Consider the following 24186-nt stretch of genomic DNA (forward strand, 5'->3'; position numbering starts at 1 on the left):
CCTGTCGGCGCCCATCAGATCGCTCTCGCGGGCAAGCCCGGCTCCCACAGATGAGCGGGTTTCCCTGTGGGAGCCGGGCTTGCTCGCGGTGAGGCCGTGCGTGTCTGAATTACGCTTGCGTCCCGCGCAGGTATTCAAACAACAGGCGACTCACTGGCGACAGCTGCGCCTGGTCACGTATCACCACAATCAAACTGCGATCCGACCAGGCATCCGTGAGCGGCACCGCGTGCAACCCCAACGCGCGGCCGAACAGCTCGTAAGCTTTTTGCGGCAGGATGCCGATGCCCATGTTCGCCTGAACCATCCGGCACATCGCATCAAACCCTGGCACGTGGATGCGCAGGCGCAGCATCTTGCCGGCCTCGCGCGCGGCCGCGTGGGTGCGCATATTGATCGAGCTGGCGGCATGCAGGCCAACATAATCACTGTCGAGTGTTTCGGCGAACGCCAGGGTTTCGCGTGCGGCCAACGGATGCGCCGCAGGCATCAGCACCACCAGTTTGTCGTGGCGATAGGTCACGCTGGGCAGGCCTTTGGTGTCAGCGTCACTGGAACAGATCCCAAGGTCGGCCACGCCGTCCAGCACGCCCTGTACCACGCCATTGCTGGGGCGTTCTTCCAGGTCGGTTTTCACCTCGGGGTGCAGCGCGCAAAAGTCCCGCAAGTCTTCCGGCAGAAACTGAATGATCGCCGACAGATTGGCCAGCATGCGCACATAACCGCGCACGCCGTGGCTGTGCTCGCCCAGTTCCAGGCCCATTTTTTCGACGTTGAACAGCATCTGCCGCGCATGGTGCAACAGGGTTTCGCCCGCCGCCGTCAGGTCCATGCCCTTGGCCCGGCGCACAAACAGGCTGACGCCCAGCACCTGTTCCAGCTCCATCAGCCGCTTGCTCGCGGCCGACACCGCGATGGCTTCACGGGCTGCCGCGCGAGTCAACGTGCCCTCTTCAAACACCGCAACGAACAGCTGCAAGGTGATCAGATCCAGGCGACGCACCAGGCTCTTGTGCAACATCAGCTGCGCTCGGCGGCCAGGCGATTGATCTCGGCCTGCTCCACCACCGCGTTTGGCGCGCCATGGCGCACGGCCGCCAACATGGCCTGGCCGACGGTCTCGGTGCTCACTACCCAGGCGGGTTTGAGCCGACGCACAAACGTGAGCAGCGGCCCGAGCACGGAATAAAAGGATTGGTACAACGGCGTTTTCGAGCGCACGCCATGCAGCGGCTGGATCACCCCCGGCCGAAACAGGTACACCGCCTTGAACGGCAAGCGCAGCAAGGCGTTTTCGGTCTTGCCCTTGACCCGCGCCCACATCGACTTGCCCGCTTCGGAGCTGTCGGTGCCGGCGCCGGACACGTAGATAAAGGTCATCTGCGGATTGAGCCGCGCCAGGGTGCTGGCCGCGACCAACGTCAGGTCATAGGTGAGGTGGGTGTACCTGGTTTCATTCATGCCCGCCGACGAAACGCCGAGGCAGAAGAAGCACGCATCAAACCCCTGCAGCAAGTTTTCCAGTGGCTGGAAATCCAGCATGTCGCTGTGCAGCACCTGATGCAGCTTGCCGTGTTCCTGGGTCAAGGGCGTGCGGCCAACGGCGACGACTTCCTGCACATCTGCGGCCAGCAGGCACTCGCGCAGCACGCCTTGGCCGACCATGCCGGTGGCGCCGAATAACAGAACTCTCATGGGGGGACCTCAGCGGCAAGCCGCAAGCTTCGTGCTCAAGTTGAATGCAGTTGAGCCTGTAGCTTATCGCTTGCCGCGTGCGACCGCCCTCTTTAGAACGCGCTGCGGAAAATCTCCTCGATCTGGCGCTGATCGGCGCGCCGCGGGTTGGTCAGCCCACAGGCGTCCTTCAACGCATTGGTGGCCAGCAGCGGAATGTCTTGCAGCTTGGCCCCCAGCTCGCGCAAGCCGGCCGGGATCTCAACCTCCTGGGCCAACGCACGGATGGCGGCGATGGCGGCCTGGGCGCCCTCTTCCGGCGTGATGCCCTTGATGTCGGCGCCCAAGGCGCGCGCCACGTCGCTCAAACGCTTGGCGCAGACGCTGGCGTTGAAGCTTTGCACATGGGGCAGCAACACTGCGTTGCACACGCCATGGGGCAGGTCGTAAAGGCCGCCAAGTTGGTGGGCCATGGCGTGCACAAACCCCAGGGACGCATTGTTGAACGCCATCCCGGCGAGGAATTGCGCGTAGGCCATGTTTTCCCGCGCGACCTTGTCGCTGCCGTCGCGTACCGCCAGGCGCAGGTTGGCGCTGATCAGTTCGATTGCCTTGATCGCACAGGCGTCGGTGATCGGTGTGGCGGCGGTCGACACGTAGGCCTCAATGGCGTGGGTCAACGCGTCCATGCCGGTGGCGGCGGTCAGGCCCTTGGGCATGCCGACCATCAGCGTCGGGTCGTTGACCGACAGCAGCGGCGTGACGTTGCGGTCGACGATGGCCATTTTCACGTGGCGGGTTTCGTCGGTGATGATGCAAAAGCGCGTCATCTCACTGGCAGTACCGGCGGTGGTGTTGATGGCCACCAGCGGCAGTTGCGGCTTGCTGGATTGATCAACGCCTTCGTAGTCGCCGATATGCCCGCCATTAGTGGCGCACAAGGCGATGCCCTTGGCGCAGTCATGGGGCGAACCGCCGCCCAGGGACACCACGAAATCGCAGTGGCTGTGCTGCAACAGCGCCAGGCCTTTCTCGACGTTTTCCACATTGGGGTTGGGCTTGGCGCCGTCGTAGATCACCGAATCGATGTCCTGCATCGCCAGCTTCGCGGCAATCATGCTGGCCACGCCCGCCTTGGCCATACCGGCGTCGGTGACGATCAGCGCTTTGCGAAAGCCGTAGTTGCGGATGGCAACCATGGCTTCATCGAGGCAGTCGGTGCCCATGATGTTCACGGCGGGGATAAAAAAGGTGCTGCTCATGGTCAATCCTCAGAGGCGTTATGCCTACAGGATCAACCTGAGTTGGCCATGGCATCTTGATCAGGATCAACGCCGGCTCGTGATAAAGTCACCACCCAGCCGATTTCGAGTAGACCCGCCGCAATGAAGGATTTCCAGGATATTGACGCCCACCTTGAAGACTGGAGCGCGCTGCGCAGCGCTGTCGACTTCAGTGGGATTCTGATCGGCAACGGCGCGAGCCGCGTGATTTGGGAAGACTTTGCCTACGACTCGCTGTTTGAAAACGCCCGCACCGTCGAAGAAAAACCCCTCAGCCAATCCGAACTGAGTGTGTTCGACGCCCTGCAAACCCGCAGCTTCGAGCAAGCGCTGGGCGCACTGAAAACCACCAGCCGGGTCAACAAGGCGCTGGCGGTCAGCTCGGCGGCGCCGCGTAATCGCTACTACGCGATCAAGGAAGCGCTGATCAATACCATCCACGCCGTGCATATTCCGTGGCGCCTGGTGCAGCCGTCCACGCTGGCGACGATCAACGCGGAACTGGCCAACTACGCCACCGTCTTCACCAGCAACTACGACCTGCTCAACTACTGGGCCATCCTGCACACGCCGGGCATCGATGACCTGTTTCGCAGCGCCGACTCAAGCTTCGACCTGCGCAACACCCGCACCGATGCCACGCGCATTCTGTACCTGCACGGCGGCCTGCACCTGGTGCGCAACCTCGATGGTACGGCGCGCAAATTGCCGTCCACCGACAGCACGTTGCTCAGCAGTTTTGCGATCAACAACACGATCAAGACCCTGGACGACGTGCCGCTGTTTGTCAGCGAAGGCAAGGTGGAAGAGAAGCTCAAGACCATCCGCAGTTCGGACTATTTGTCGTTCTGTTATGAGCAGTTGCTCGCCCATGAAGGGGCGCTGTGCATCTTCGGCCATGACCTTGGGCCGCAGGATAAGCACCTGGTGGATGCGTTGCGCCAGGCCAGTCTGACGACGCTTGCGATCTCGGTGTCGGGGCGCAGCGATGGGTTTGTTCGCCAGCAGAAGCGCCGGTATTCGGAGCTGTTCGAGGGCAGCGGCGTGACGTTGAAGTTTTTTGCGGCGCGCACCCATCCGTTGGGTAATTCGGCGCTCTCGGTGCCGGTCGAGCGCTGATCCCCCGAACAAAGAAGATCAAAATATGGGAGCGGGCTTGCTCGCGAATGCGGTGTGTCAGTCAACTTATGTGGAGCTGACACACCGCATTCGCGAGCAAGCCCGCTCCCACACTGACTGTATTCCAACCTGGAAACACGGTCATTCTTCTGAGCTGTGCACCACCACCAACAACTGCGCCTGCACCTCTCCCACCGAGCGAATCCGGTGGGGTTTCTGCGCATTGAAATGCAGCGCATCGCCGCGCGCCAGAATCACCCGTTCGCTCATGAAATCCACTTCGACCTGGCCTTCATGCACGAACAAAAACTCCTCCCCAACATGCTCCTTGAAGGTCTTGTCAGTGAACTGCGCCGGCGGGTAGATGATGAACGGCAGCAAGCTGCGCTCACTCACCTGATGGGCCAGCACCGCATAACCTGGCGCGGTGTCGGGCCGCTCGTGACTGCGCACCAGGCTGTAGCTGTCGAGGCTGACGCTGTCTTCGCTGAACAGCTCTTCGACCTTCACGTTCAGCGCCTTGGCCAGCTTCAACGCGGCCGCGATCGACGGCGTGTTGAGTCCGCGCTCAACCTTGGACAGGTAACTCTTGGTCATCCCGGATTTTTCGGCCAGGGCTTCAAGGGTCACGCCAAGTTTTTTTCTCAATAATTTCAAACGGATAGACATGTGCTGCGTTTAATCCATGCAGAAAAGCCAAGGCTGCGCTTGCTAATGACACAAAGTGTCATATAGCATCTTTAGTGTCATTCGCGTTCACCCAACGACCTTGCGAGCAGCGGGAGAGCAGCAAACCCGACGTCCATTGAACCACCTAAGGGACACCGATATGGCCAAGACATTAGCACTCCCCAAAGACCAACTGGTCAAGCAAGCACTGATGCAGATGCAAAACACCCTGGCGGATAATACGTGGACCGACCGGCAAAAGCTGGCGCTCACGTGCCGCATCCTGTTCGAGCACGGTCACGACTCTGGTCTGGTTGGGCAGATCACCGCCCGCGGGCCAACGCCTGGCACCTATTACACGCAGCAATTGGGCCTGGGTTTTGATGAGATAACCGCCAGCAATTTGCTGCTGGTCAATGAGGACCTGGAGGTTTTGGAAGGCCACGGCATTCCCAACCCGGCCAACCGTTTTCACACCTGGGTGTACCGTGGGCGGCCGGATGTGAACTGCATCATCCATACGCACCCCACGCATATCGCCGCGCTGTCGATGCTCGAAGTGCCCCTGCAGGTGTCGCACATGGACCTCTGCCCGCTGTACGAAGACTGCGCATTTTTGGAGGCCTGGCCGGGTGTGCCGGTGGGCAATGAGGAAGGCGAGATCATCACCGCTGCGTTGGGCGACAAGCGTGCGATTTTGCTCTCGCACCACGGCCAACTGTCCACCGGGGCGAGTATCGAGGAAGCCTGCGTGATCGCGCAGTTGATCGAACGTGCGGCCAAGTTGCAGCTGCTGGCGATGGCGGCAGGCACGATCAAGCCGATCCTGCCGGAACTTGGCCGCGAAGCGCATGACTGGATCTCCAAACCCAAGCGCCACGGCGCCGCGTTCAACTACTACGCCCGGCAGAACCTGCGACAACACGCCGATTGCCTGAACTGATTGCCCTTTTTCAAGCGGAGACTCTTTATGTCCAACCCCACTCTTCACGGCATCATCGGTTACACCATCACCCCGTTCAGCGCCGACGGCCAGCGCATTGACCTCGACGCCCTCGGCCGCTCCATTGACCGGTTGATCGACAGCGGCGTGCACGCCATCGCGCCGTTGGGCAGCACCGGCGAAGGCGCGTATTTGAGCGATGCGGAGTGGGATGAGGTCAGCGCCTACAGCCTGGCAAAGATCGCCAGACGCGTACCGACGGTCGTCAGCGTGTCCGACCTGACCACCGCCAAAGCCGTGCGTCGCGCGCGTTACGCCGAAGCCAATGGCGCCGATGTGGTGATGGTGCTGCCGGCCTCGTACTGGAAGCTCAGCGAAGCGGAAATCCTTGCCCACTACGCCGCGATTGGCGACAGCATCGGCGTGCCGATCATGCTCTACAACAACCCGGCCACCAGCGGCACGGACATGTCGGTGGACTTGATCCTGCGCATCGTCAAGCAGGTGGCGAACGTGACCATGGTCAAGGAAAGCACCGGCGATATTCAGCGCATGCACCAATTGCATCGTCACAGTGACGTGCCGTTCTACAACGGCTGCAACCCGCTGGTCCTGGAAGCGTTTGCGGCAGGCGCCAAGGGTTGGTGCACGGCGGCGCCAAACCTGATCCCGAAGCTCAACCTGGAGTTGTATAACGCGGTGTTGGCCAATGACCTGACACTGGCGCGGGAATTGTTCTATCGCCAGTTGCCGCTGCTGGAATTCATCCTCAAAGGCGGTTTGCCGGCGACGATCAAGGCCGGGTTGCGGTTGACCGGTCTGGAGGCGGGTGATCCACGCTTGCCGGTGTTCCCGCTGAGTGAAGCGGGCATCGAGCAGTTGAAGACATTGTTGCGCTAGAACAGCAGTCCCTGTGGGAGCTGGCTTGCCTGCGATAGCGAGGGTGACTTCACCACCGCTATCGCAGGCAAGCCAGCTCCCACATTTTGACTGAGTGCATCGCTTACCTAGAGACAAATGACAATAGTTCTCGATATCATTCGCGACTTTTCTACGTCGTGCTTCGTCAAGAAGGATATCCATGTCTCGTCCCAAGCCCGACCCGTTGTCGGCCGATGCCTTTCGCGGGTTTTATGCAGACATTCTGTATTTCCTGCGCAAACGCACGGACAACGCCAGCGACGCGGCGGACATGACCCAGGATGTCTTCACCCAATGGCTGGACTACCGCGACCGCGCCAAGGTCGAGCAGCCACGGGCGTTTCTGTTCCAGATGGCGCGCAATTTGCTGCGCGATCACTGGCGTAAACAGAAGGTACGGCAGACCGTCCACTCAGACCCGGCCGCAAGGGACGCCGAGCCGGTCACCGACGAGCAAAACGACCCCATGGCCGCCGCGCAACGCTTGCAACGCCTGGAACAGTTGAAAGAAGTCCTCGCCGAGCTCTCGCCCCGCAGGCGAGAAGCCCTTATGCTGCACCGCTTCGAAGGCCTGAGCCAGGCGCAGATCGCCGAGCGCATGGGCATTTCGACCAGCATGGTGGAAAAGCACATCGCCTTGGCCCTGCTGCATTGCAAGCGACGCCTTCAACACGAACCCGGCACGGAGCAGCCAGAATGAACCGCCTGAGCGACCTTGACGCGCTGGACATCGAAGCGAGCGACTCCATCGATGCCCAAGCCGCCAGCTGGTTTGCCCGCAACCGCAGTCACATGGGGCGCGCCGACCGCAGGGCCTTTGCTGCCTGGCAGGCCGAACCCACCCATGCGCGTGCCTATGCTGAGTTCGAGCAACTGTGGGCCGATCTCGCCCAGTTGCAGCAATTGAACAAAGCGGTGGCGCTGCCCAAGCGCAAGCCGTCGCTTTGGCGCCCTGCCCTGGCAGTGGCGGCCGCGCTGGTGTGCGCCGTGCTGGCCACACCTATCGGCGCACCGCGCGAGCTTTATCACAGCCAGATTGCCGCGCATGCCAAAGGCATGCGCACCCTGAACCTGCCCGATGGCAGCACCCTGTACGTGAATGCCAACACACGCCTGCGCGTGGATTTCAGCGCCCACCAACGCATCCTTCACCTGGACAAAGGCCAGCTCTACATCGACGTCGCCGCCGACAAGGAACGGCCGCTGTACGTGCAAGCCGGCGAGGCGAATGTGCGGGTGGTCGGCACCGGTTTTGATGTGCGGCGCAGCCAGCAGCAGCTGGTGGTGAGCGTCGCCCATGGCCAGGTGGCGTTCGAGCCCGACAGCAAAAGCCCGGTGAGCGTGCTCGGCGCTCAACAACGCGCTATCTACAGCTACGCCAAGGGCACAGTGCAACAACAAACCCTGAGTGCTGAAGAAGTGGCGGACTGGCGCAGCGGGCACCTGTCGTTTCGCAACCGCGACCTCGCCAGCCTGATCGACGAGCTGAGCCTCTATCGGCCGCAGGCACCGCTGCAGGTCAGCAAATCAGTGGCACACCTGAAGGTCTCGGGCAATCTGGATGTGAATGACCCGGACGCCCTGCTCAACGCACTGCCTGCCCTGCTGCCGGTAAAAACCGTGGCCTCGGCCGATGGCGTGGTGAGAATCGAACCCATCAAGTAAGACTGGCATAGCCACACTTGAGAATATTTTGCATTCGCATGTGTGGTTTTTTTGGCCTGCCCCGTCTTCCTCCCGACTGTGTTTGATACGCACACCTTTTTGGCTATTTAGCCACCCCGGGGGATTTCATGTTTCGCGCGCCTTGCCACGCTTCGCACCTGTTTGTTCGACCGACGCTGATTGCCACCTGCCTGGCGTTCAGCCTCAATGCCCAGGCCGAGTCTTTCAAGCTGCAACTGCCCGCCCAGTCGCTGGCCACGTCCCTGAGCCAAGTGGCGCAGCAGGCGAAAATCCAGCTGCTGTTCGATGAAACACTGCTCAAGAACGTGCAGGCGCCCGCGCTCAATGGCGACTTCACTCCCGACGTGGCGATTCGCAGCCTGCTCAAAAACGGCGAGTTCACCCTGATCAAGGTCGGCACCACCTACGTGGTCCGCCCCGACGAGGGCAAGACCACCCAGAGCAGCGCGATTCAGCTGGACGCACTCAGCGTGATCGGCACCGGTAACGAGGTCGACTCAAGCACCGTCAACCGCTCCACCCTCAGCCAGGCCGACATCGACCGCTACCAGTCCAATAACATTCCCAGCCTGTTGCAGACCTTGCCCGGCGTGAGCCAGGGCGGTTCGCTCAAACCCGGTGGCCAGACCATCAACATCCGTGGTTTTGGCGATGCCGAAGATGTGCCGATGACCGTCGACGGCGCCACCAAAAGCGGCTTTGAGCGCTACCAGCAAGGCACGGTGTTTATCGAGCCCGAGCTGATCAAGAGCATCGAGGTGGAGAAAGGCCCCAACTCACCGTTCACCGGCAACGGCGGCTTTGGCGGCACGGTCAACATGACCACCAAAGATGCCCCGGACCTGCTCCAGGACGGTCGCAACAGCGGCGCGATGCTCAAGTACGGCTACTCCAGCAACGACCACGAACAGGTTTACAGCGGTGCCGTGTATGGCCGCACCGACGACGGCCGTTTCGACGCGCTGGCCTACCTGACTCAGCGCGACGGCGGCGACATGAAAGTGGCCGCCAAGCTGCCCAACGACAACAACGAATACCCGGTCAACCCGCAGCGCCTGCCCAACAGCGCCCAGGATGTGGACGGCAAGTTGTTCAAGGTCAACGCCCACTTGACCGAAGAACACAGCGTCGGGCTTTCCTATTCGCGTTCCCACAGCAATCGCTGGACACCGTTTTCTGCTGCCAGCTACCCGACGCCGCCGACCCAGGCCAACATCGATCGCTACGGCTATGAAGGAGCGTTGAAGCGTTTTTTAGCCCAACGTGACACCGTCGACACCACCTGGTCGGGCAAGTATGAATACCAGCCGGTGGACAACCCGCTGGTGGACCTGACCGTCAAATATTCCCAGTCCAACACCGACCAGACCGACGAGCGCGACGCCACGGCGTTTTTCCAGCTGGCCACCGGCGGGCGCAAGATGGACACGTCCTACACCGACAAAAACCTCGACATCCGCAACGTCAGCCTGTTTGACACCGGGCCCTTGCAGCATGCGGTCACCGTGGGTGGGCAGATCCGCAAGCACATCCGCGAAACCGAGATGTGGATGCCGGGCACCACCTACAACACGGCGCGCTACAACTACGGGCATTTCCAGCCGGGTTTCATGCCCCACGGCAAGGTCGATACCCAGAGCTTGTTTGTCCAGGATGCGGTGACCGTGGGCGATGTGACCATCACCCCGTCCCTGCGCTACGACCACGTGCGCAACCGCGGCGAAGGCAACGATGCGCCGTACTACAACAACCCGGACCTGTCGTTCGGCCACGATTACAGCGACCGCACCTACACCGGCTGGTCGCCACGCCTGGCGTTGTTCTGGAACGTCACACCGAACCTGGGGTTGTTCGCCAACTGGAGCAAAACCTGGCGCGCGCCGGTCATCGACGAGCAGTATGAAGTGCAAGGCCTGGGCAGCCGCACTGCCACCAGCGTCGACCTCGACCCGGAGCGCATCACGTCGATCACCGTGGGCAGCGTCGTCAGCTTCGATAACCTGATCGCCCACGACGACAACCTGCAAGTGCGCACCACGCTGTTCCACAACAAAGTCGAAGACGAAATCTTCAAGGCCACCGGCGTCGGCTGCCAGAACCAGGCCGTCAACGGCGGCACGATTTCCAGCGCCTGCCCGGCCGGGGCGATGCCCAATTACCGCAACATCGGCGGCCTGACCATCAAGGGCTTTGAACTCGAATCGTTCTATAACTCCACCTACTTGTTCGGCTCGGTGTCGTTCGCCTACGCCAAAGGTGATCACGAAGGCGCCTACACCAACCCATGGGGGCCGGATGTGGCGGCACGTGACATTCCACCGACCAAATGGGTGCTGGTGCTGGGCACCAATATTCCCGCCTGGGATGCCCAGGTAGGCTGGATAGGCCAGTTCATCGGCGCCACCGACCGCTTGCCCAGCGACACATATTCCGGCGGGCCGGGCAGCAGCGTGGGCGACCTGTTCTACGACCAGTACGGTAACAAGGCCTACAACACCCAGGGACTGTTCGCCAAATGGAAACCGCAACAGGCTTACCTGAAAGGCACCGAGGTGAATGTCACCGTGGACAACCTGCTCAACAACGACTTCCGCCCGGCCCTGAGTGGCGACCGTGCCTACACCAAAGGGCGCGATGCGAAGATCAGCATTACGCGGTTCTTCTAAGGTTAGGCGCTGCGGGGGGCTGGGTTAGTCTGCACGACCGAGGCGAGCCCTTCGCAGCCTCGCTAAAGCTCGACAGCTCCCACATGGATCTCTATGTGCTCGCGATCTTCGGTGGGCGCTGTCGAGGCTGCGAAGGCGGCGGCACTGCCAACCCGAGCGTTTGCAACTGTACGGATAAATCCGCACCCAGCTGTAGGCCAGCAATCGGCGAGGGTTGTGGCTAGATGGGCTTCCCTTGAAGCCCTCTCGATTCGGGTCCCCATCATGAGTTCGCGCGAAAACACCGGCATGGCCCTTGGCCTGCTGGGCGTCATCATCTTCAGCCTCACCTTGCCGTTCACCCGCATCGTCGTGCAGGAAGTCCATCCGTTGCTCAACGGCCTGGGCCGCGCCTTGTTCGCGGCGATTCCGGCGGCGGCGCTGTTGCTGTGGCGCCGCGAACGCTGGCCCACTTGGCGCCAGGTGCGCGGGCTGTGCCTGGTGATAGCTGGCGTGATCCTCGGTTTCCCGGTGCTCTCGGCCTGGGCCATGCAAACCTTGCCAGCCTCCCATGGCGCGCTGGTCAACGGCCTGCAGCCGCTGTGCGTGGCGCTGTATGCGGCGTGGCTGTCCCATGAGCGGCCGTCAAAAGCCTTCTGGGCCTGTGCGGCGCTGGGCAGTGCGTTGGTGTTGAGTTACGCGCTGATCACCGGTGCCGGCAGTGTCCAGGCCGGTGATTTGCTGATGCTCGGCGCGATTGCCGTGGGCGGCCTGGGGTATGCCGAAGGTGGCCGCCTGGCCAAGGAAATGGGTGGCTGGCAGGTGATCTGCTGGGCGCTGGTGCTGTCGACGCCGGTGTTGATCGGCCCGGTGTGGTACCTGGCGGCCCAGCATCAAGGGGCGATTTCCACGCGTGCCTGGTGGGCGTTTGGTTACGTGTCGCTGTTCTCGCAATTCCTGGGGTTCTTCGCCTGGTACGCCGGGTTGGCCATGGGCGGCATCGCGCGGGTCAGCCAGATCCAGTTGCTGCAGATCTTCTTCACCATCGCGTTTTCAGCGTTGTTCTTTGGGGAGCATATCGAGCCGATCACCTGGCTGTTTGCCTGTGGGGTGATCGTAACGGTGATGCTGGGGCGCAAGACCGCGGTGCAGCCCGCGCCTGCCGCTAAGGTGAACGCAATCTAATGTGAAAGCAGGCGTGTGTGGGAGCAGGGCTTGTGTGGGAGCTGGCTTGCCTGCGATGCAGACAACTCGGTCTATCAGAAAACCGAGGTGACGCCATCGCGGGCAAGCCCGGCTCCCACACAAGCCCACTCCCACAGGGGCTCTGTGTTTAATTCAAAAAGCCATCCGCGCGCAGCAGGGTTTCCAGGCAGTGCTCGCTGATCTGGTAGAACGCCTTCAGCGCCTGGATTTTCTCCAGCAACTGCGCGTTGTCCACCGGCTCGCTGCGCTTGATCGCCAGGATCATCTTGTTCTTGTTGGTGTGTTCCAACGAGATGAACTCGAACACCTTGGTCTCATAACCGCAGGCCTCAAGGTACAGCGCACGCAGGCTGTCGGTGACCATTTCCGCCTGTTGGCCCAGGTGCAGGCCGTATTGCAGCATCGGCTTGAGCAGCACCGGGCTCTGGATCTGCAGGCGAATCTGTTTGTGGCAGCACGGCGAGCACATGATGATCGACGCGCCCGAACGGATACCGGTGTGGATAGCGTAATCGGTGGCAATGTCACAGGCATGCAGCGCAATCATTACGTCCAGGTCGCTCGGCGCCACGCTGCGCACGTCACCGCACTTGAACACCAGCCCCGGGTGCTCCAGGCGTGCGGCCGCGCTGTTGCACAACGTCACCATGTCTTCGCGCAGTTCCACGCCAGTCACTTCGCCCTCGGCCTTGAGGGTGTTGCGCAGGTAATCGTGGATGGCGAAGGTCAGGTAACCCTTGCCCGAACCGAAATCGGCGACGCGCACCGGCTGGTCCAGTTTCAGCGGCGACGAGGTCAGCGCATGGCTGAACACTTCGATGAACTTGTTGATCTGTTTCCACTTGCGCGACATCGACGGGATCAGCGCCTGCTTGGCGTCGGTCACGCCCAGGTCGGCGAGGAATGGCCGGCTCAGGTCAAGAAAACGATTTTTCTCGCGGTTGTGCTCGGCGGACGGCGCCTCACGCAGTTGCTGGGGCTTGCTTTTGAACAGCGAGCTTTTGTTCTTCTTGCTGTATTCCAGCTGGGCTTCGTCGGTCAGCGCCAGCAAATGCGCATTCTTGAACGAGGTAGGCAGCAGCGCGGCAATCGCTGCCACGCCCTCGGCCAGCGGCAAGTTCTTGGTGATATCGCGGGTCTTGTAGCGGTAGACGAAGGACAGGCAGGCCTGCTCCTTGACCTCTACCGGCTTGATGATCAGCCGTTGCAACTCGGCTTCTTCACCCACGTACTTGGCCAGCACCAGCTTGATAAACGCATTCTGCGCCAGGCTTGCGCTCAGCAGTTCGATGAACTGGGCGTGATGATCCGGCGCAGGGCGGGCAGGTTGAGCGGTGACGGACATGAACAAAAACGCCTCGGGCTGGGAATGCCGGGCATTTTAGGGGGGATGAAGGTTTAGGGCACGGGGTTATTTGATCAACGGTCGACTCGTCCAGCCTGCACAGCTCCAAATGTGGGAGGGGGCTTGCCCCCGATGGCAGTGTCAAGCAACTCATTTGGAGCTGATACACCGCAATCGGGGGCAAGCCCCCTCCCACATTTTTTGCTTCAGTGATGTTTGGGTTATTCGAGTACGACCAACCTGTTGGGCAGTTCATTACGGGTTTGCGTCACCGGCACATGCACCTTGAGCAACTCGCCGCAGGCCTCGATGCACGCAATAAACCCGGCCAACGTCTGCCCCTGCTTCACCTGCTGGGTGAACGCCTTGACGATGGTGTCCCAACTGCCGTCATCCATCCGCTTGGAAATGCCCTCGTCCACCAGGATTTCCACATAGCGCTCCGCCTCGCTGACAAAAATCAGCACCCCAGTGCCGCCCAGCGTGTGGTGCAGGTTCTGCTCCAGAAACTGGCGGCGCGCCAGGTTCGACGCGCGCCAATGCCGCACCGAACGCGGGATCAGACGCGTGGTGACTTTCGGCAGGCGAAACACCAGGCACAACACGATAAACGTCGCCCACTGTGCCAGCAGCAAGGTGTACATGGTCAGGTAGCCCGACAAGTAATGCACCACGCCAGGCACCACCAAGGCGATCAGACTGGCCCAGAGCAGCGGGATGTACGCGTAATCATCGGCACGGGCCGCCAGCACGGTGACCAGTTCGGCATCGGTGGTTTTTTCGACCCGAGCGATCGCCTCAGCGACCTGGCGTTGCTCGTGTTCACTCAGTAGTGCCATGGTTGTAGATGCCCCTTTCTAGTTATTGTCATTACCAGCCACCCGAGGCCCCGCCACCGCCAAAACCACCGCCGCCGCCTCTGAAGCCACCACCGCCGCCGCCCCCGCCACCGCCGCCGCGCCCACTGCTGCTGAGAATCGCCAGCAGGATAGCGCCAACGGGCAGGCCCAGCCGATTGCACAGCCACAACACACCGATCAACAGGATGAACAAGCCGATGGAAAACCCCGGATTATCCTTGGCGAAATTTGCATCCGCCACATGCGCCGGCACGGCCAGCGGCTCGCCGCCCACCACCTGTACCATCGCCGCAACACCGTCGCTGATGCCCTGGCTGTAATTGCCGGCCTTGAACTTGGGCGCGATCACCTGGTTGATGATCACCCACGACTGCGCATCGGTCAGCACACCTTCAAGGCCATAGCCGACTTCGATGCGCAACTTGTGCTCATCACGGGCGACGATCAACAGCGCGCCATTGTCCTTGCCCTTCTGCCCGATGCCCCACTGGCGACCCAATTGGTAACCGTAGTCTTCAATGGGCACGCCTTGCAGGTCGGGCACGGTGACCACCACGATCTGGTCGCCCGAGGTTTGCTCCAGCGTCTGCAACTGCTGGGTGATCTGCGCGCGGGTTGCCGGGTCGATCATCTGGGCGCTGTCCACCACCCGCCCGGTCAAGGCCGGGAACGTCAATGCCGCCTGGGTAGCACCCACGCAGGCAAGCAACCACAGCGCCAAGCCTATCCGTAATAAACGCATCGACACCTCAGAGAAGCCTTATTTGAACTTCACTTGCGGCGCTTTATCGGCATCGGCGCTGGTGGCTTCAAACGTGGCGCGGATCGGCAAGTCGCTGTACATCACGCTGTGCCACAGGCGGCCAGGGAAGGTACGGATTTCGGTGTTGTAGGCCTGCACGGCCTGGATAAAGTCACGGCGAGCCACGGCAATGCGGTTCTCCGTACCTTCAAGTTGCGATTGCAGGGCCAGGAAGTTCTGGTTGGCTTTCAGGTCCGGGTAGCGCTCGGACACCACCATCAAACGGCTGAGGGCGCCGCTCAAACCATCCTGGGCTTGCTGGAACTGCTTGAGTTTTTCCGGATTGTCGAGGGTGCTGGCATCCACCTGAATCGAAGTGGCCTTGGCCCGCGCTTCGATCACGGCGGTGAGGGTATCTTGCTCATGGGCTGCGTAGCCCTTGACCACTTCCACCAGGTTGGGGATCAGGTCGGCGCGGCGCTGGTACTGGTTCTGCACCTGGCCCCAGGCCGCCTTGGCCTGTTCATCCAGAGTCGGAATGGTGTTGATGCCGCAACCGCTCAGCACAGTGCTGATCAATAGCAAAGCGGCGGCTTTCAAGCCCCAGCGGTAACCTTGTGCTGCTTGCATGGTGTTTCTCCTGCCCAAACTTGATGGAAGATGACGACTAACCCTTTAAACCACGCGCTTGGGGCATAATCCGCCGCCACCACTGGATTGCATTGAGCCAATCAGCTAAAAAGATGCCCAGCGCGAATAAGAGTTCATAAGTGTCGTGCATTTAGTGCAATAACACTCGAACAACAACATATGTTCCCCACATTTTGGCAGAGCGGCGCATTTTCGCTGTGCAGTAGCCGAAAAAGGATATTCATGAAGAAGCTGTGTTTGCTCGGCCTTGTTGCCACGCTGGCCACTCACCCCGTCTGGGCAGAAACAAAGCCTGCTGCGCTTAAAGACAAGGACGCCTTTGTCAGCGACCTGCTCAAGCAGATGACCCTGGATGAAAAGATCGGCCAATTGCGCCTGATCAGCATCGGCCCCGAAATGCCCCGCGAGCTGATCCGCAAGGAAATCGCCGCCGGCCGCATCGGCGGCACCTTCAACTCGATCACCCGCCCGGAAAACCGTCCGATGCAGGACGCGGCCATGCGCAGCCGGTTGAAGATCCCGATGTTCTTCGCCTATGACGTGATCCACGGCCACCGCACGATCTTCCCGATCAGCCTGGCCCTGGCCTCCAGCTGGGACATGGACGCCATCGGCCGCTCCGGGCGCATCGCCGCCCAGGAAGCCGCCGCCGACAGCCTCGACATCACCTTTGCGCCGATGGTCGACATCTCCCGCGACCCACGCTGGGGCCGTACATCCGAAGGCTTTGGCGAAGACACCTACCTGGTCTCGCGCATTGCCGAGGTCATGGTCAAGGCCTTCCAGGGCGCCAGCCCCGCCAATGCCGACAGCATCATGGCCAGCGTCAAGCATTTCGCCCTGTACGGCGCGGTAGAAGGCGGTCGCGACTACAACGTGGTCGACATGAGCCCGGTCAAGATGTACCAGGACTACCTGCCGCCGTACCACGCGGCAATCAAGGCCGGCTCCGGCAGCGTGATGGTGGCGTTGAACTCGATCAACGGCGTGCCCGCCACCGCCAACACCTGGCTGATGAACGACTTGCTGCGCAAGGACTGGGGCTTCAAAGGCCTGGCCGTCAGTGACCACGGCGCGATCTTCGAGCTGATCAAGCACGGCGTGGCCAAGGACGGGCGTGAAGCCGCCAAGCTGGCGATCAAGGCCGGCATCGACATGAGCATGAACGACTCGCTGTATGGCAAGGAATTGCCCGGGCTGCTCAAGTCCGGCGAAATCGAACAGAGCGACATCGACAACGCCGTGCGCGAAGTGCTCGGCGCCAAGTACGACATGGGCCTGTTCAACGACCCTTACCTGCGCATCGGCAAGGCCGAGGATGACCCGGCCGACACCTATGCCGAGAGCCGCCTGCACCGCGCCGACGCCCGTGATATCGCACGGCGCAGCCTGGTGCTGCTGAAAAACCAGAACGACACCCTGCCGCTGAAAAAATCCGCGACCATCGCGCTGGTCGGCCCGCTGGCCAAGGCCCCTATCGACATGATGGGCAGTTGGGCTGCCGCCGGTAAGCCTGAACAATCGGTGACCATGCTCGACGGCATCAATGCCGTGATCGGCGAAAAAGGCAAAGTGATCTACGCGCGTGGCGCCAACATCACCAACGACAAGGCCGTGGTCGACTACCTCAACTTCCTCAACTTCGATGCGCCGGAAGTGGTGGATGACACCCGCCCAGCCCAAGTGCTGATCGACGAAGCGGTGAAAGCGGCGAAGGACGCTGACGTGGTGGTGGCGGCCGTAGGTGAGTCGCGTGGCATGTCCCACGAATCCTCGAGCCGCACCGATTTGAACATCCCGCAAAGCCAGCGCGACCTGATCAAAGCCCTCAAAGCCACCGGCAAACCGTTGGTGCTGGTGCTGATGAATGGCCGCCCACTGTCGATTCTCGACGAGAACCAACAAGCCGACGCGATCCTCGAAACCTGGTTCGCCGGCACCGAAGGCGGCAACGCGATTGCCGACGTACTGTTCGGTGACTACAACCCGTCGGGCAAGCTGCCGATCACCTTCCCACGTTCGGTGGGGCAGATTCCGACCTACTACAACCACCTGAGCATTGGCCGGCCCTTCACGCCGGGCAAACCGGGCAACTACACCTCGCAATACTTCGATGACGTCACCGGGCCGCTGTTCCCATTTGGCTATGGCCTGAGCTACACCACGTTCAGCCTGTCCGACATGGCGCTGTCGTCCACGACCCTGAACAAGACCGGCAAGCTCGACGCCAGCGTCACGCTGAAAAACACCGGCAAGGTCGACGGCGAAACCGTGGTGCAGCTGTATATCCAGGACGTGGCCGGCTCGATGATCCGCCCGGTGAAAGAGCTGAAGAACTTCCAGAAGGTCATGCTCAAGGCCGGTGAAGAGCGCACGCTGCACTTCACCATCACCGAAGAGGACCTGAAGTTCTACAACACCCAGCTCAAATTCGCCGCGGAACCGGGCCAGTTCAATGTGCAGATCGGGCTGGATTCCCAGGATGTGCAGCAGCAGACGTTCGAGTTGCTGTAATACGTGCAGCCCCCTCTTCGTGTGAGAGGGGGCTTGCGCCCTTCCCCGCCTCAGTCAGTAAAAAGTCAGCGTTCCCTCCCCGCTTCAAGCCAAGTCCTACATCACGCTCCCGGCCTACTCACGCACGCTATTGACCCGAAATAACTGTGCAGGTGTGTGGACCATGTCGCCCCCGAAAACCGTTCGAGCGCCCGCAACACAGGCGCCCGCTCAATCACCATTCAAGCCAGCGGCTGTCGCCCTCTGTGTGCTCGGATGCCTGTCGAGCCTGTCGGTTCAAGCAACCAGCTACGTCGAACAAGGCCGCTTGCACGATGCAGCCAGCTGGCACAGTCCAGAGTTCAACAAAGACTGGGGGCTGGGTGCAATCGGTGCCGACCACGCCTACGCCAGGGGGTTGAGCGGCACAGGCGTGCGGGTGGGGGTTTACGATTCTGGAACCGATGTGCGCCACCCTGAATTTGCCGGCAAGCCCCATTCCGGCGTGCGCCTGGCCGACCCTGGCTGCATGAGTGAGACGGTGCTGGCGGATGGCTGCTTTTTCAGCGAGGGTGAGCGTTCCGCGGTGAACGTCATCGACTCACTGCCTCCCGAAGCCTTGCTTGGCTTGGAGGAGGCCATTGCCAATGGCGACATCACCCGCGAAGAGCTTGATAACTATCTGAAAAATGTGAGCACTCAGTACAACGCTCACGGCACTCACGTTGCCGGCAGGATAGTCGCCAACCGTGATGGCTCTGGCATCCAGGGCGTGGCCTACGGCGCCCACATGAGTGCGGTGCGCAAATTCAGTAACAGCTACCTTGGCGGGCCGGGTTTAAGCCCTTTCAGCGTCACCAACGTAACGCCTGCGGCCGTGAGCATGGCCTACGCGCAACTGCACGAACAGCAGGTACGCGTGGTCAATCACAGTTGGGGCACACCTATGCCCCTGGCGGGTGAGGCAGAACTCGACGCCTTCCTGGCCGAGATAAATCAATATCAAGAGCTCAAGGCCACAGCCGAGGGTGCGATCAAATACGGCATGTTGCAGGTATGGGCAGCGGGCAATACCGACACGGCCAACGCCTCGCCCCAAACAGCACCGTTTACCGGCGTCCATTCGAGCCTGCCCCGCGCAATCAAAGCGCTGGAGCCCTATTGGCTGACCGTGGTCAACCTCGATCAAAGCCTGACATTGAGCGATCGCTCCTACCGTTGCGGCTTCAGCAAAGACTGGTGCCTGGCCGCACCCGGAACGAATATCACCTCAGCCTGGGTGTCGGGCTCGATCACCACCGAAAACCACCATGACGCCGACGGCGAAGTCGATGGTTTCAAGGTGACCGGCGACAATCCCGCGTTCAACTACCTCACCGCCTCCGGCACCTCCATCGCCGCCCCGCATGTGACCGGCGGGCTGGCCCTGCTGATGGAACGCTTCCCCTACCTCGACAACCCGCAAATCCGCGACGTGTTGCTGACCACCGCCACCGATCTGGGCGAGCCTGGCGTAGACGACGTCTATGGCTGGGGCCTGATGAACCTGAAAAAAGCCATCGATGGCCCCGGCCAACTGCGGGTCGACACCGTGGTGAACATGGACCGCCTCGCCGGCGGCGCCAGGGTCTGGCAAGGCGGCGCCTGGGACGACTGGCGTAACGACATCAGCGGCCCGGGGCACCTGGAAAAAACCGGCATCGGCTGGCTGCGCCTGAGCGGCAACAACAGCTTTGCCGGCGTCACGCTCAAAGCGGGTGTTCTGGAGCTGGACGCCACCAATAACCTCAAGGGTGACGTTAACCTCGAAGGCGGTCTGCTGCGCCTGAATGGTTTGCTGGCCGTCGAGGGCAACTACCAACAGGCCGCCGGTTCAACCCTGATGACCGGGCTGACCAGCCAGACAGCCCCGGCCAGATTGCAGGTCCAAAATCAGGCGTCCATCAACGGCGGCTCGTTGTACCTGAGTGCGCAACCCAACCACTATTACCTGGGCCAGCGTTACAGCATCCTTCAAGCCCAAGGTGAGTTGAATGGCGAATTTACCTCGGTAGACCGCCGCGAGTTCTCGCCTTTCCTCAGCGTTTCCCAGGTCAAGCAAGGCAATCACTTGCTGGTGGAGTTTGGCCGCGGTCAGTCACTGGCATCAGCGGCGCAGACTACCAACCAACGCGCCGTCGCCCATGCTGCGGATGCTGAAACCCAACCCTCGCCGCTGCTGCAACGCCTGACCGCGCTGTTTCCCGAGCAGGCACCTGCAGCCCTGGACTCGTTGAGCGGCGAACTGCATGCCAGCACCCAAGCGGTGCTGATTGAAAACAGCCGTGTCGTGCGCCAGGCCGCACTCGACCGTCAGCGCCTGGCGCAAGACAGTCGCGACGCCGCACTCGACGCCAAGAACCAAGGCATCTGGGTGCAACTGCCGCGTCAATCCGGCCAACTCGCAGGCGACAGCAACACCACGCGCACTCACCACAACGGCACGGACCTGCTGTTGGGGTTCGACCACACGCTGGAGCAAGGCACTCGCGTGGGCGTGGTTGCCGGCAGCGGCCGCACGGAGGTGAGGGCCGGTTCGCGTGGCAAAGCCAGCGTCGACACCTACCAATTGGCCCTGCATGCCGGCCACACATGGGACGCGTTCGGCGTGTATGGCGGCATCGCCTATGCGCAACATGAGATCGAGACAAAACGCCGCGTCAGCTTCCCCGGCGTCGACAACCGCCTGACCGCCACATACGCCAGCCGCACCGTGCAGGCGTTTGCCGAGGCCAACTATAGGTTCAGCCATGCCTTCTGGGACTGGCAGCCGTACCTGCAACTGGCCAATGTGCAACAGCGCAGCGAAGGCTTCAAAGAGCGCGGCGGCATGGCTGCACTAAAGGGCAAACGCTCGAAGGAAAACGTCAACCTGACCACCGGCGGTGTGCGGGTCAACCTCGACCTGGGCAAGGCGCAGATCGGCCCGTCATGGCTGAGCCTGCGTGGCGGCCTGGCTTATACCCATGCAAGCGGCGACCTGCAACCGACCACTCAGGCCGCCTGGGACGGCGGCCGCGTGATGAGCGTCAGCGGCGCGCCGTTGGATCGCCTCAGCACCCGCCTGGAACTGGGCGCCACCGCGCGCCTGAGCCGCGACAGCACGTTGGACTTGGGCTTCAGCCAACAGCGCGGTGAGCGCACGCGCGACCAAAGCCTTACGGCGCAGTACAGGTTGCAGTTTTAGTCAGCTCAGGGCGGGGGCGCCCTACCCCCGCCGATCCAACAGATTCACCACCAGCCGATCAATCCAGCCCCACACCCGCTGCTTGACCCGCCGCCACAACGGCCGCGACTTCCACGCTTCGAGGCTCACGGCCTGGCTCTTGGCAAAATCGCGTTCGAAACTGCCGGCCACGGCCAGCGTCAATTGCGGGTCCAGCGCTTCCAGGTTGGCTTCCAGGTTGAAGCGCAAATTCCAGTGGTCGAAATTGCACGAGCCGATGCTCACCCAATCGTCCACCAGCACCATTTTCAGGTGCAGAAAGCACGGCTGGTATTCGAAAATCTGCACGCCGGCGCGCAACAAACGCGGGTAATAACGGTGCCCGGCATAGCGCACGGACGGATGATCGGTGCGCGGGCCGGTGAGCAGCAAACGCACATCCACCCCACGCCCAGCCGCGCGGCGCAAGGCACGGCGCACACTCCAGGTCGGCAGAAAATACGGCGTGGCCAGCCAGATTCTTTGCTGGCCGCTGTTCAAGGCGCGGATCAGCGACTGCAGGATATCGCGGTGCTGACGCGCGTCGGCATAGGCAACGCGCCCCAGGCCTGGCCCGGTGGCCGGCACCTTGGGCAGGCGCGGCAAACCAAAATGGGTAGCGGGCTTCCATTCACGGCGAGCGGCATTGGCATGCCATTGCCGCTCAAACAGCGCTTGCCAGTCCAGCACCAGCGGGCCGCTGATTTGCACCATCACTTCATGCCATTCGGCCGTGTCTTGCCCTGGCGTCCAGAATTCATCGGTCACGCCGGTGCCGCCGATCACGGCAACGCTCTGGTCAATCAGCAACAGCTTGCGGTGGTCGCGGTACAGATTGCGCATCCAGCGCCGCCAGCTCAGGCGATTGTAGAACCGCAGCTCCACGCCCGCGTCGGTCAGGCGCTTACGCAACCCCAGGGTAAACGCCAGGCTGCCGTAATCATCAAACAGACAGCGCACCCGCACGCCGCGCTCGGCGGCGAGTACCAGCGCCTGCACCAAAGCGTCGGCGCAGGCGCCGGCTTCCACCAGGTACAACTCCAACTCGACTTGCCGCTCAGCGCGGGCAATGCCCGCCAGCATCTGCGGAAAGAAACGCGGGCCGTCGATCAGCAACTCGAAACGGTTGGCGCTGCGCCATGGGAAGACTGCGCCGCTCACGTCAGCGCGCCGTAAAAATCAGCACCGCACCCACCGGCACCGACAAACTGATCGACTTGAGCCCCGCCGCTTTGCGCAAGGTCGCCACGCCCGGCGCCAGGTCAAAGTCTTCGGCATGCAACACCACCGGCTCCAGGGTCACCACTTGAAAGCGTCGGTCATCCAGGCGCGTGGCCAGCAGTTCGGCGCTGTAGGTTTGGGTCTTGCCGTGCAACGTCACACTCAACGGCAGGCGCAACTCCAACTGCGCGCCGGGGGCCAGGTCGTTGATGGGTTGCAGGTTGATCTGCGCACTGATCAGCGCTTCGGGGAAGGTCTTGATGTCGAACAGGTCATTGCGCATGCGCTCATCGCGCAGCGGGATGCCACTGTTGATCGACTCCACCTCCACTTCCAACTGGGCCGCGCCCTGGCTGTCGACCTTGCCGTGCAGCACCAGAAAGCGATGCACTTCTGCAATTTCGGTGTTCTTGGTGGTGACGAACGACAGGCGTGAGGATTCGTTATCCAGGTACCAGTCGGCGTGGGCGGGCATGGCGGCACAGGCCAGCAGCGCGAAGGCCAGGGGTTTGACGTTGAACATAAAGACTCATGAGGCAAAAAACCTGGGCGAACCTTAACTGTGCCGGGTGCCGGGCGCAATGTAACTGACAAAGCCGATCAAGGTGGGAGCTGGCTTGCCTGCGATTGCGGTGTATCAGTCAGCAGATTCATTCACTTACACACCGCAATCGCAGGCAAGCCAGCTCCCACATTTGTTCGGCGGTGATTATCAGACCAGCGCCCGCTGCACATCGCGCACCGTCGCTTCAAGGCTGGCCATATGCAAGTTCAACACGCGCTCCACCGGCGCCTGATGCATTGGCCAGTGCAACGCCATGCTACCGACCAGCCGCCCATTGGCCTGCACCGGCAAGGCCACTGCGCGTATCAGGAACGGCAGGCGCACCGGGTATTCCCAATAACCTTCGGTGCGCTGGCCAAACCCCTGGTGCTGGGTTTGCTCGCAGGTGTGCAACTGCTCATCGGCCGCCACGTGATCGCGGCCCGCCAGGCGTTGCACCTCTTCGGCGGGCAGCTGCGTCAGGCAGGCCTTGCCCATCGCCGAGTGAAACAGGCTGGCGTGCTGGCCGACGATCTGGCAATTGTTCGGATACAACTTGCGCAGCACCCTGGGGATCGCGCTTTCCATGACCTCCAGGCGCTCGCCATCAAAACAGGATAAATCCACCACCAGCCCGGTGCGTTCGCTCAATTCAAGCAGCCACGGCGCGGCGCTTTCCACCACCTGGCGCTTGAAGCGTTGCTGGGTGTCGCCGAACAAGCGCTGGGCGCGCAGGCGATAACGGCGATCGCTCAGGCCGCGATAGACCCAACCCTGCTCCTGCAGGGTCAGCAACATGCGCGACACAGTGGCCTTGGGCAAACGCGTCAGATAATGCAGCTCCTCCAACCCCAACGCCTGGTGTTCACCGAGCAATTCGACAATTGCCAGTGCGCGCTCAACCGACCGTACGGTGCCTGTCTCGGCGTGGCTGCCCATG

General features: G+C 61.7%; 20 protein-coding genes. 9 read left to right on the plus strand and 11 right to left on the minus strand.

What is annotated here, in order from left to right; genetic code table 11:
* Window positions 1-109: 109 nt before the first annotated feature.
* From ACM530_RS02700 to yiaY, 3 genes are all read right to left on the minus strand, one after another.
* On the minus strand, window positions 110-1021 hold the full coding sequence (locus ACM530_RS02700; RefSeq protein WP_145162833.1) for a LysR family transcriptional regulator: 912 nt from the start codon (window positions 1019-1021) through the stop codon (window positions 110-112).
* The gene (locus tag ACM530_RS02705; protein WP_145162831.1) at window positions 1021-1695 is read right to left on the minus strand and encodes an NAD(P)H-binding protein; all 675 of its coding nucleotides are present in this window, start codon (window positions 1693-1695) and stop codon (window positions 1021-1023) included. Before ACM530_RS02705 ends, ACM530_RS02700 begins: the two co-directional genes overlap by 1 nt.
* 92 nt (window positions 1696-1787) lie before the next feature.
* Window positions 1788-2936 carry an L-threonine dehydrogenase gene (gene yiaY / locus ACM530_RS02710; RefSeq protein ID WP_416364218.1) on the minus strand — a complete coding sequence of 383 codons (1149 nt, stop codon included), beginning with the start codon at window positions 2934-2936 and terminating at the stop codon, window positions 1788-1790.
* A 123-nt stretch (window positions 2937-3059) separates the two neighbouring features.
* On the opposite strand from yiaY, the gene ACM530_RS02715 reads away from it, so the two are divergent.
* Window positions 3060-4076 (plus strand): DUF4917 family protein, encoded by a 1017-nt coding sequence (locus tag ACM530_RS02715; protein WP_416364219.1) that lies wholly within the window; start codon window positions 3060-3062, stop codon window positions 4074-4076.
* 141 nt (window positions 4077-4217) lie between these two features.
* Here ACM530_RS02715 and ACM530_RS02720 read toward each other — a convergent pair whose 3' ends face one another.
* Entirely contained in the window at window positions 4218-4745 is a 528-nt protein-coding gene (locus ACM530_RS02720) for a helix-turn-helix domain-containing protein (protein WP_242194137.1), read from the minus strand.
* 160 nt (window positions 4746-4905) lie between these two features.
* On the opposite strand from ACM530_RS02720, the gene ACM530_RS02725 reads away from it, so the two are divergent.
* The 6 genes from ACM530_RS02725 to ACM530_RS02750 all read left to right on the plus strand — a co-directional run bounded on the left by ACM530_RS02725 (window position 4906) and on the right by ACM530_RS02750 (window position 12125).
* Window positions 4906-5688 (plus strand): aldolase, encoded by a 783-nt coding sequence (locus tag ACM530_RS02725; RefSeq protein WP_416364220.1) that lies wholly within the window; start codon window positions 4906-4908, stop codon window positions 5686-5688.
* 27 nt (window positions 5689-5715) lie between these two features.
* Window positions 5716-6588: a dihydrodipicolinate synthase family protein gene (locus tag ACM530_RS02730; protein ID WP_416364221.1), complete on the plus strand. Its 873-nt coding sequence runs from the start codon at window positions 5716-5718 to the stop codon at window positions 6586-6588.
* 181 nt (window positions 6589-6769) lie between these two features.
* Window positions 6770-7309 carry an RNA polymerase sigma factor gene (locus tag ACM530_RS02735; protein ID WP_106577053.1) on the plus strand — a complete coding sequence of 180 codons (540 nt, stop codon included), beginning with the start codon at window positions 6770-6772 and terminating at the stop codon, window positions 7307-7309.
* Window positions 7306-8274 (plus strand): FecR family protein, encoded by a 969-nt coding sequence (locus ACM530_RS02740; RefSeq protein ID WP_416364222.1) that lies wholly within the window; start codon window positions 7306-7308, stop codon window positions 8272-8274. Before ACM530_RS02735 ends, ACM530_RS02740 begins: the two co-directional genes overlap by 4 nt.
* Before the next feature lie 128 nt (window positions 8275-8402).
* Window positions 8403-10961, plus strand: a complete 2559-nt coding sequence (locus ACM530_RS02745) for a TonB-dependent hemoglobin/transferrin/lactoferrin family receptor (RefSeq protein ID WP_416364223.1) — start codon at window positions 8403-8405, stop codon at window positions 10959-10961.
* Between the two features lie 264 nt (window positions 10962-11225).
* The gene (locus tag ACM530_RS02750) at window positions 11226-12125 is read left to right on the plus strand and encodes a DMT family transporter (protein WP_145162815.1); all 900 of its coding nucleotides are present in this window, start codon (window positions 11226-11228) and stop codon (window positions 12123-12125) included.
* 148 nt (window positions 12126-12273) lie between these two features.
* On the opposite strand, the gene ACM530_RS02755 is transcribed toward ACM530_RS02750, so the two are convergent.
* From ACM530_RS02755 to ACM530_RS02770, 4 genes are all read right to left on the minus strand, one after another.
* The gene (locus tag ACM530_RS02755) at window positions 12274-13491 is read right to left on the minus strand and encodes a class I SAM-dependent methyltransferase (RefSeq protein ID WP_145162813.1); all 1218 of its coding nucleotides are present in this window, start codon (window positions 13489-13491) and stop codon (window positions 12274-12276) included.
* A 221-nt stretch (window positions 13492-13712) separates the two neighbouring features.
* Window positions 13713-14330 carry a TPM domain-containing protein gene (locus tag ACM530_RS02760; RefSeq protein WP_416364224.1) on the minus strand — a complete coding sequence of 206 codons (618 nt, stop codon included), beginning with the start codon at window positions 14328-14330 and terminating at the stop codon, window positions 13713-13715.
* 31 nt (window positions 14331-14361) lie between these two features.
* Window positions 14362-15093 carry a TPM domain-containing protein gene (locus ACM530_RS02765; protein ID WP_416364225.1) on the minus strand — a complete coding sequence of 244 codons (732 nt, stop codon included), beginning with the start codon at window positions 15091-15093 and terminating at the stop codon, window positions 14362-14364.
* 18 nt (window positions 15094-15111) lie between these two features.
* Window positions 15112-15723 carry a LemA family protein gene (locus ACM530_RS02770; protein WP_106577060.1) on the minus strand — a complete coding sequence of 204 codons (612 nt, stop codon included), beginning with the start codon at window positions 15721-15723 and terminating at the stop codon, window positions 15112-15114.
* Between the two features lie 243 nt (window positions 15724-15966).
* On the opposite strand from ACM530_RS02770, the gene bglX reads away from it, so the two are divergent.
* Both bglX and ACM530_RS02780 read left to right on the plus strand, forming a co-directional pair.
* Window positions 15967-18258 (plus strand): beta-glucosidase BglX, encoded by a 2292-nt coding sequence (gene bglX / locus ACM530_RS02775; protein WP_416364226.1) that lies wholly within the window; start codon window positions 15967-15969, stop codon window positions 18256-18258.
* 307 nt (window positions 18259-18565) lie between these two features.
* Window positions 18566-21463, plus strand: coding sequence for a S8 family serine peptidase (locus tag ACM530_RS02780; protein WP_416364227.1), 2898 nt, complete (start codon window positions 18566-18568; stop codon window positions 21461-21463).
* 21 nt (window positions 21464-21484) lie between these two features.
* Here ACM530_RS02780 and ACM530_RS02785 read toward each other — a convergent pair whose 3' ends face one another.
* The 3 genes from ACM530_RS02785 to ACM530_RS02795 all read right to left on the minus strand — a co-directional run bounded on the left by ACM530_RS02785 (window position 21485) and on the right by ACM530_RS02795 (window position 24185).
* Window positions 21485-22642 carry a phospholipase D-like domain-containing protein gene (locus ACM530_RS02785; RefSeq protein WP_416364228.1) on the minus strand — a complete coding sequence of 386 codons (1158 nt, stop codon included), beginning with the start codon at window positions 22640-22642 and terminating at the stop codon, window positions 21485-21487.
* Between the two features lies 1 nt (window position 22643).
* On the minus strand, window positions 22644-23225 hold the full coding sequence (locus tag ACM530_RS02790; protein WP_416364229.1) for a YceI family protein: 582 nt from the start codon (window positions 23223-23225) through the stop codon (window positions 22644-22646).
* Between the two features lie 189 nt (window positions 23226-23414).
* The gene (locus ACM530_RS02795; protein ID WP_416364230.1) at window positions 23415-24185 is read right to left on the minus strand and encodes an IclR family transcriptional regulator; all 771 of its coding nucleotides are present in this window, start codon (window positions 24183-24185) and stop codon (window positions 23415-23417) included.
* Between the last annotated feature and the right edge of the window lies 1 nt (window position 24186).

The sequence above is a fragment of the Pseudomonas sp. NFX183 genome, assembly GCF_047943075.1.
Classification (GTDB): Bacteria; Pseudomonadota; Gammaproteobacteria; order Pseudomonadales; family Pseudomonadaceae; genus Aquipseudomonas.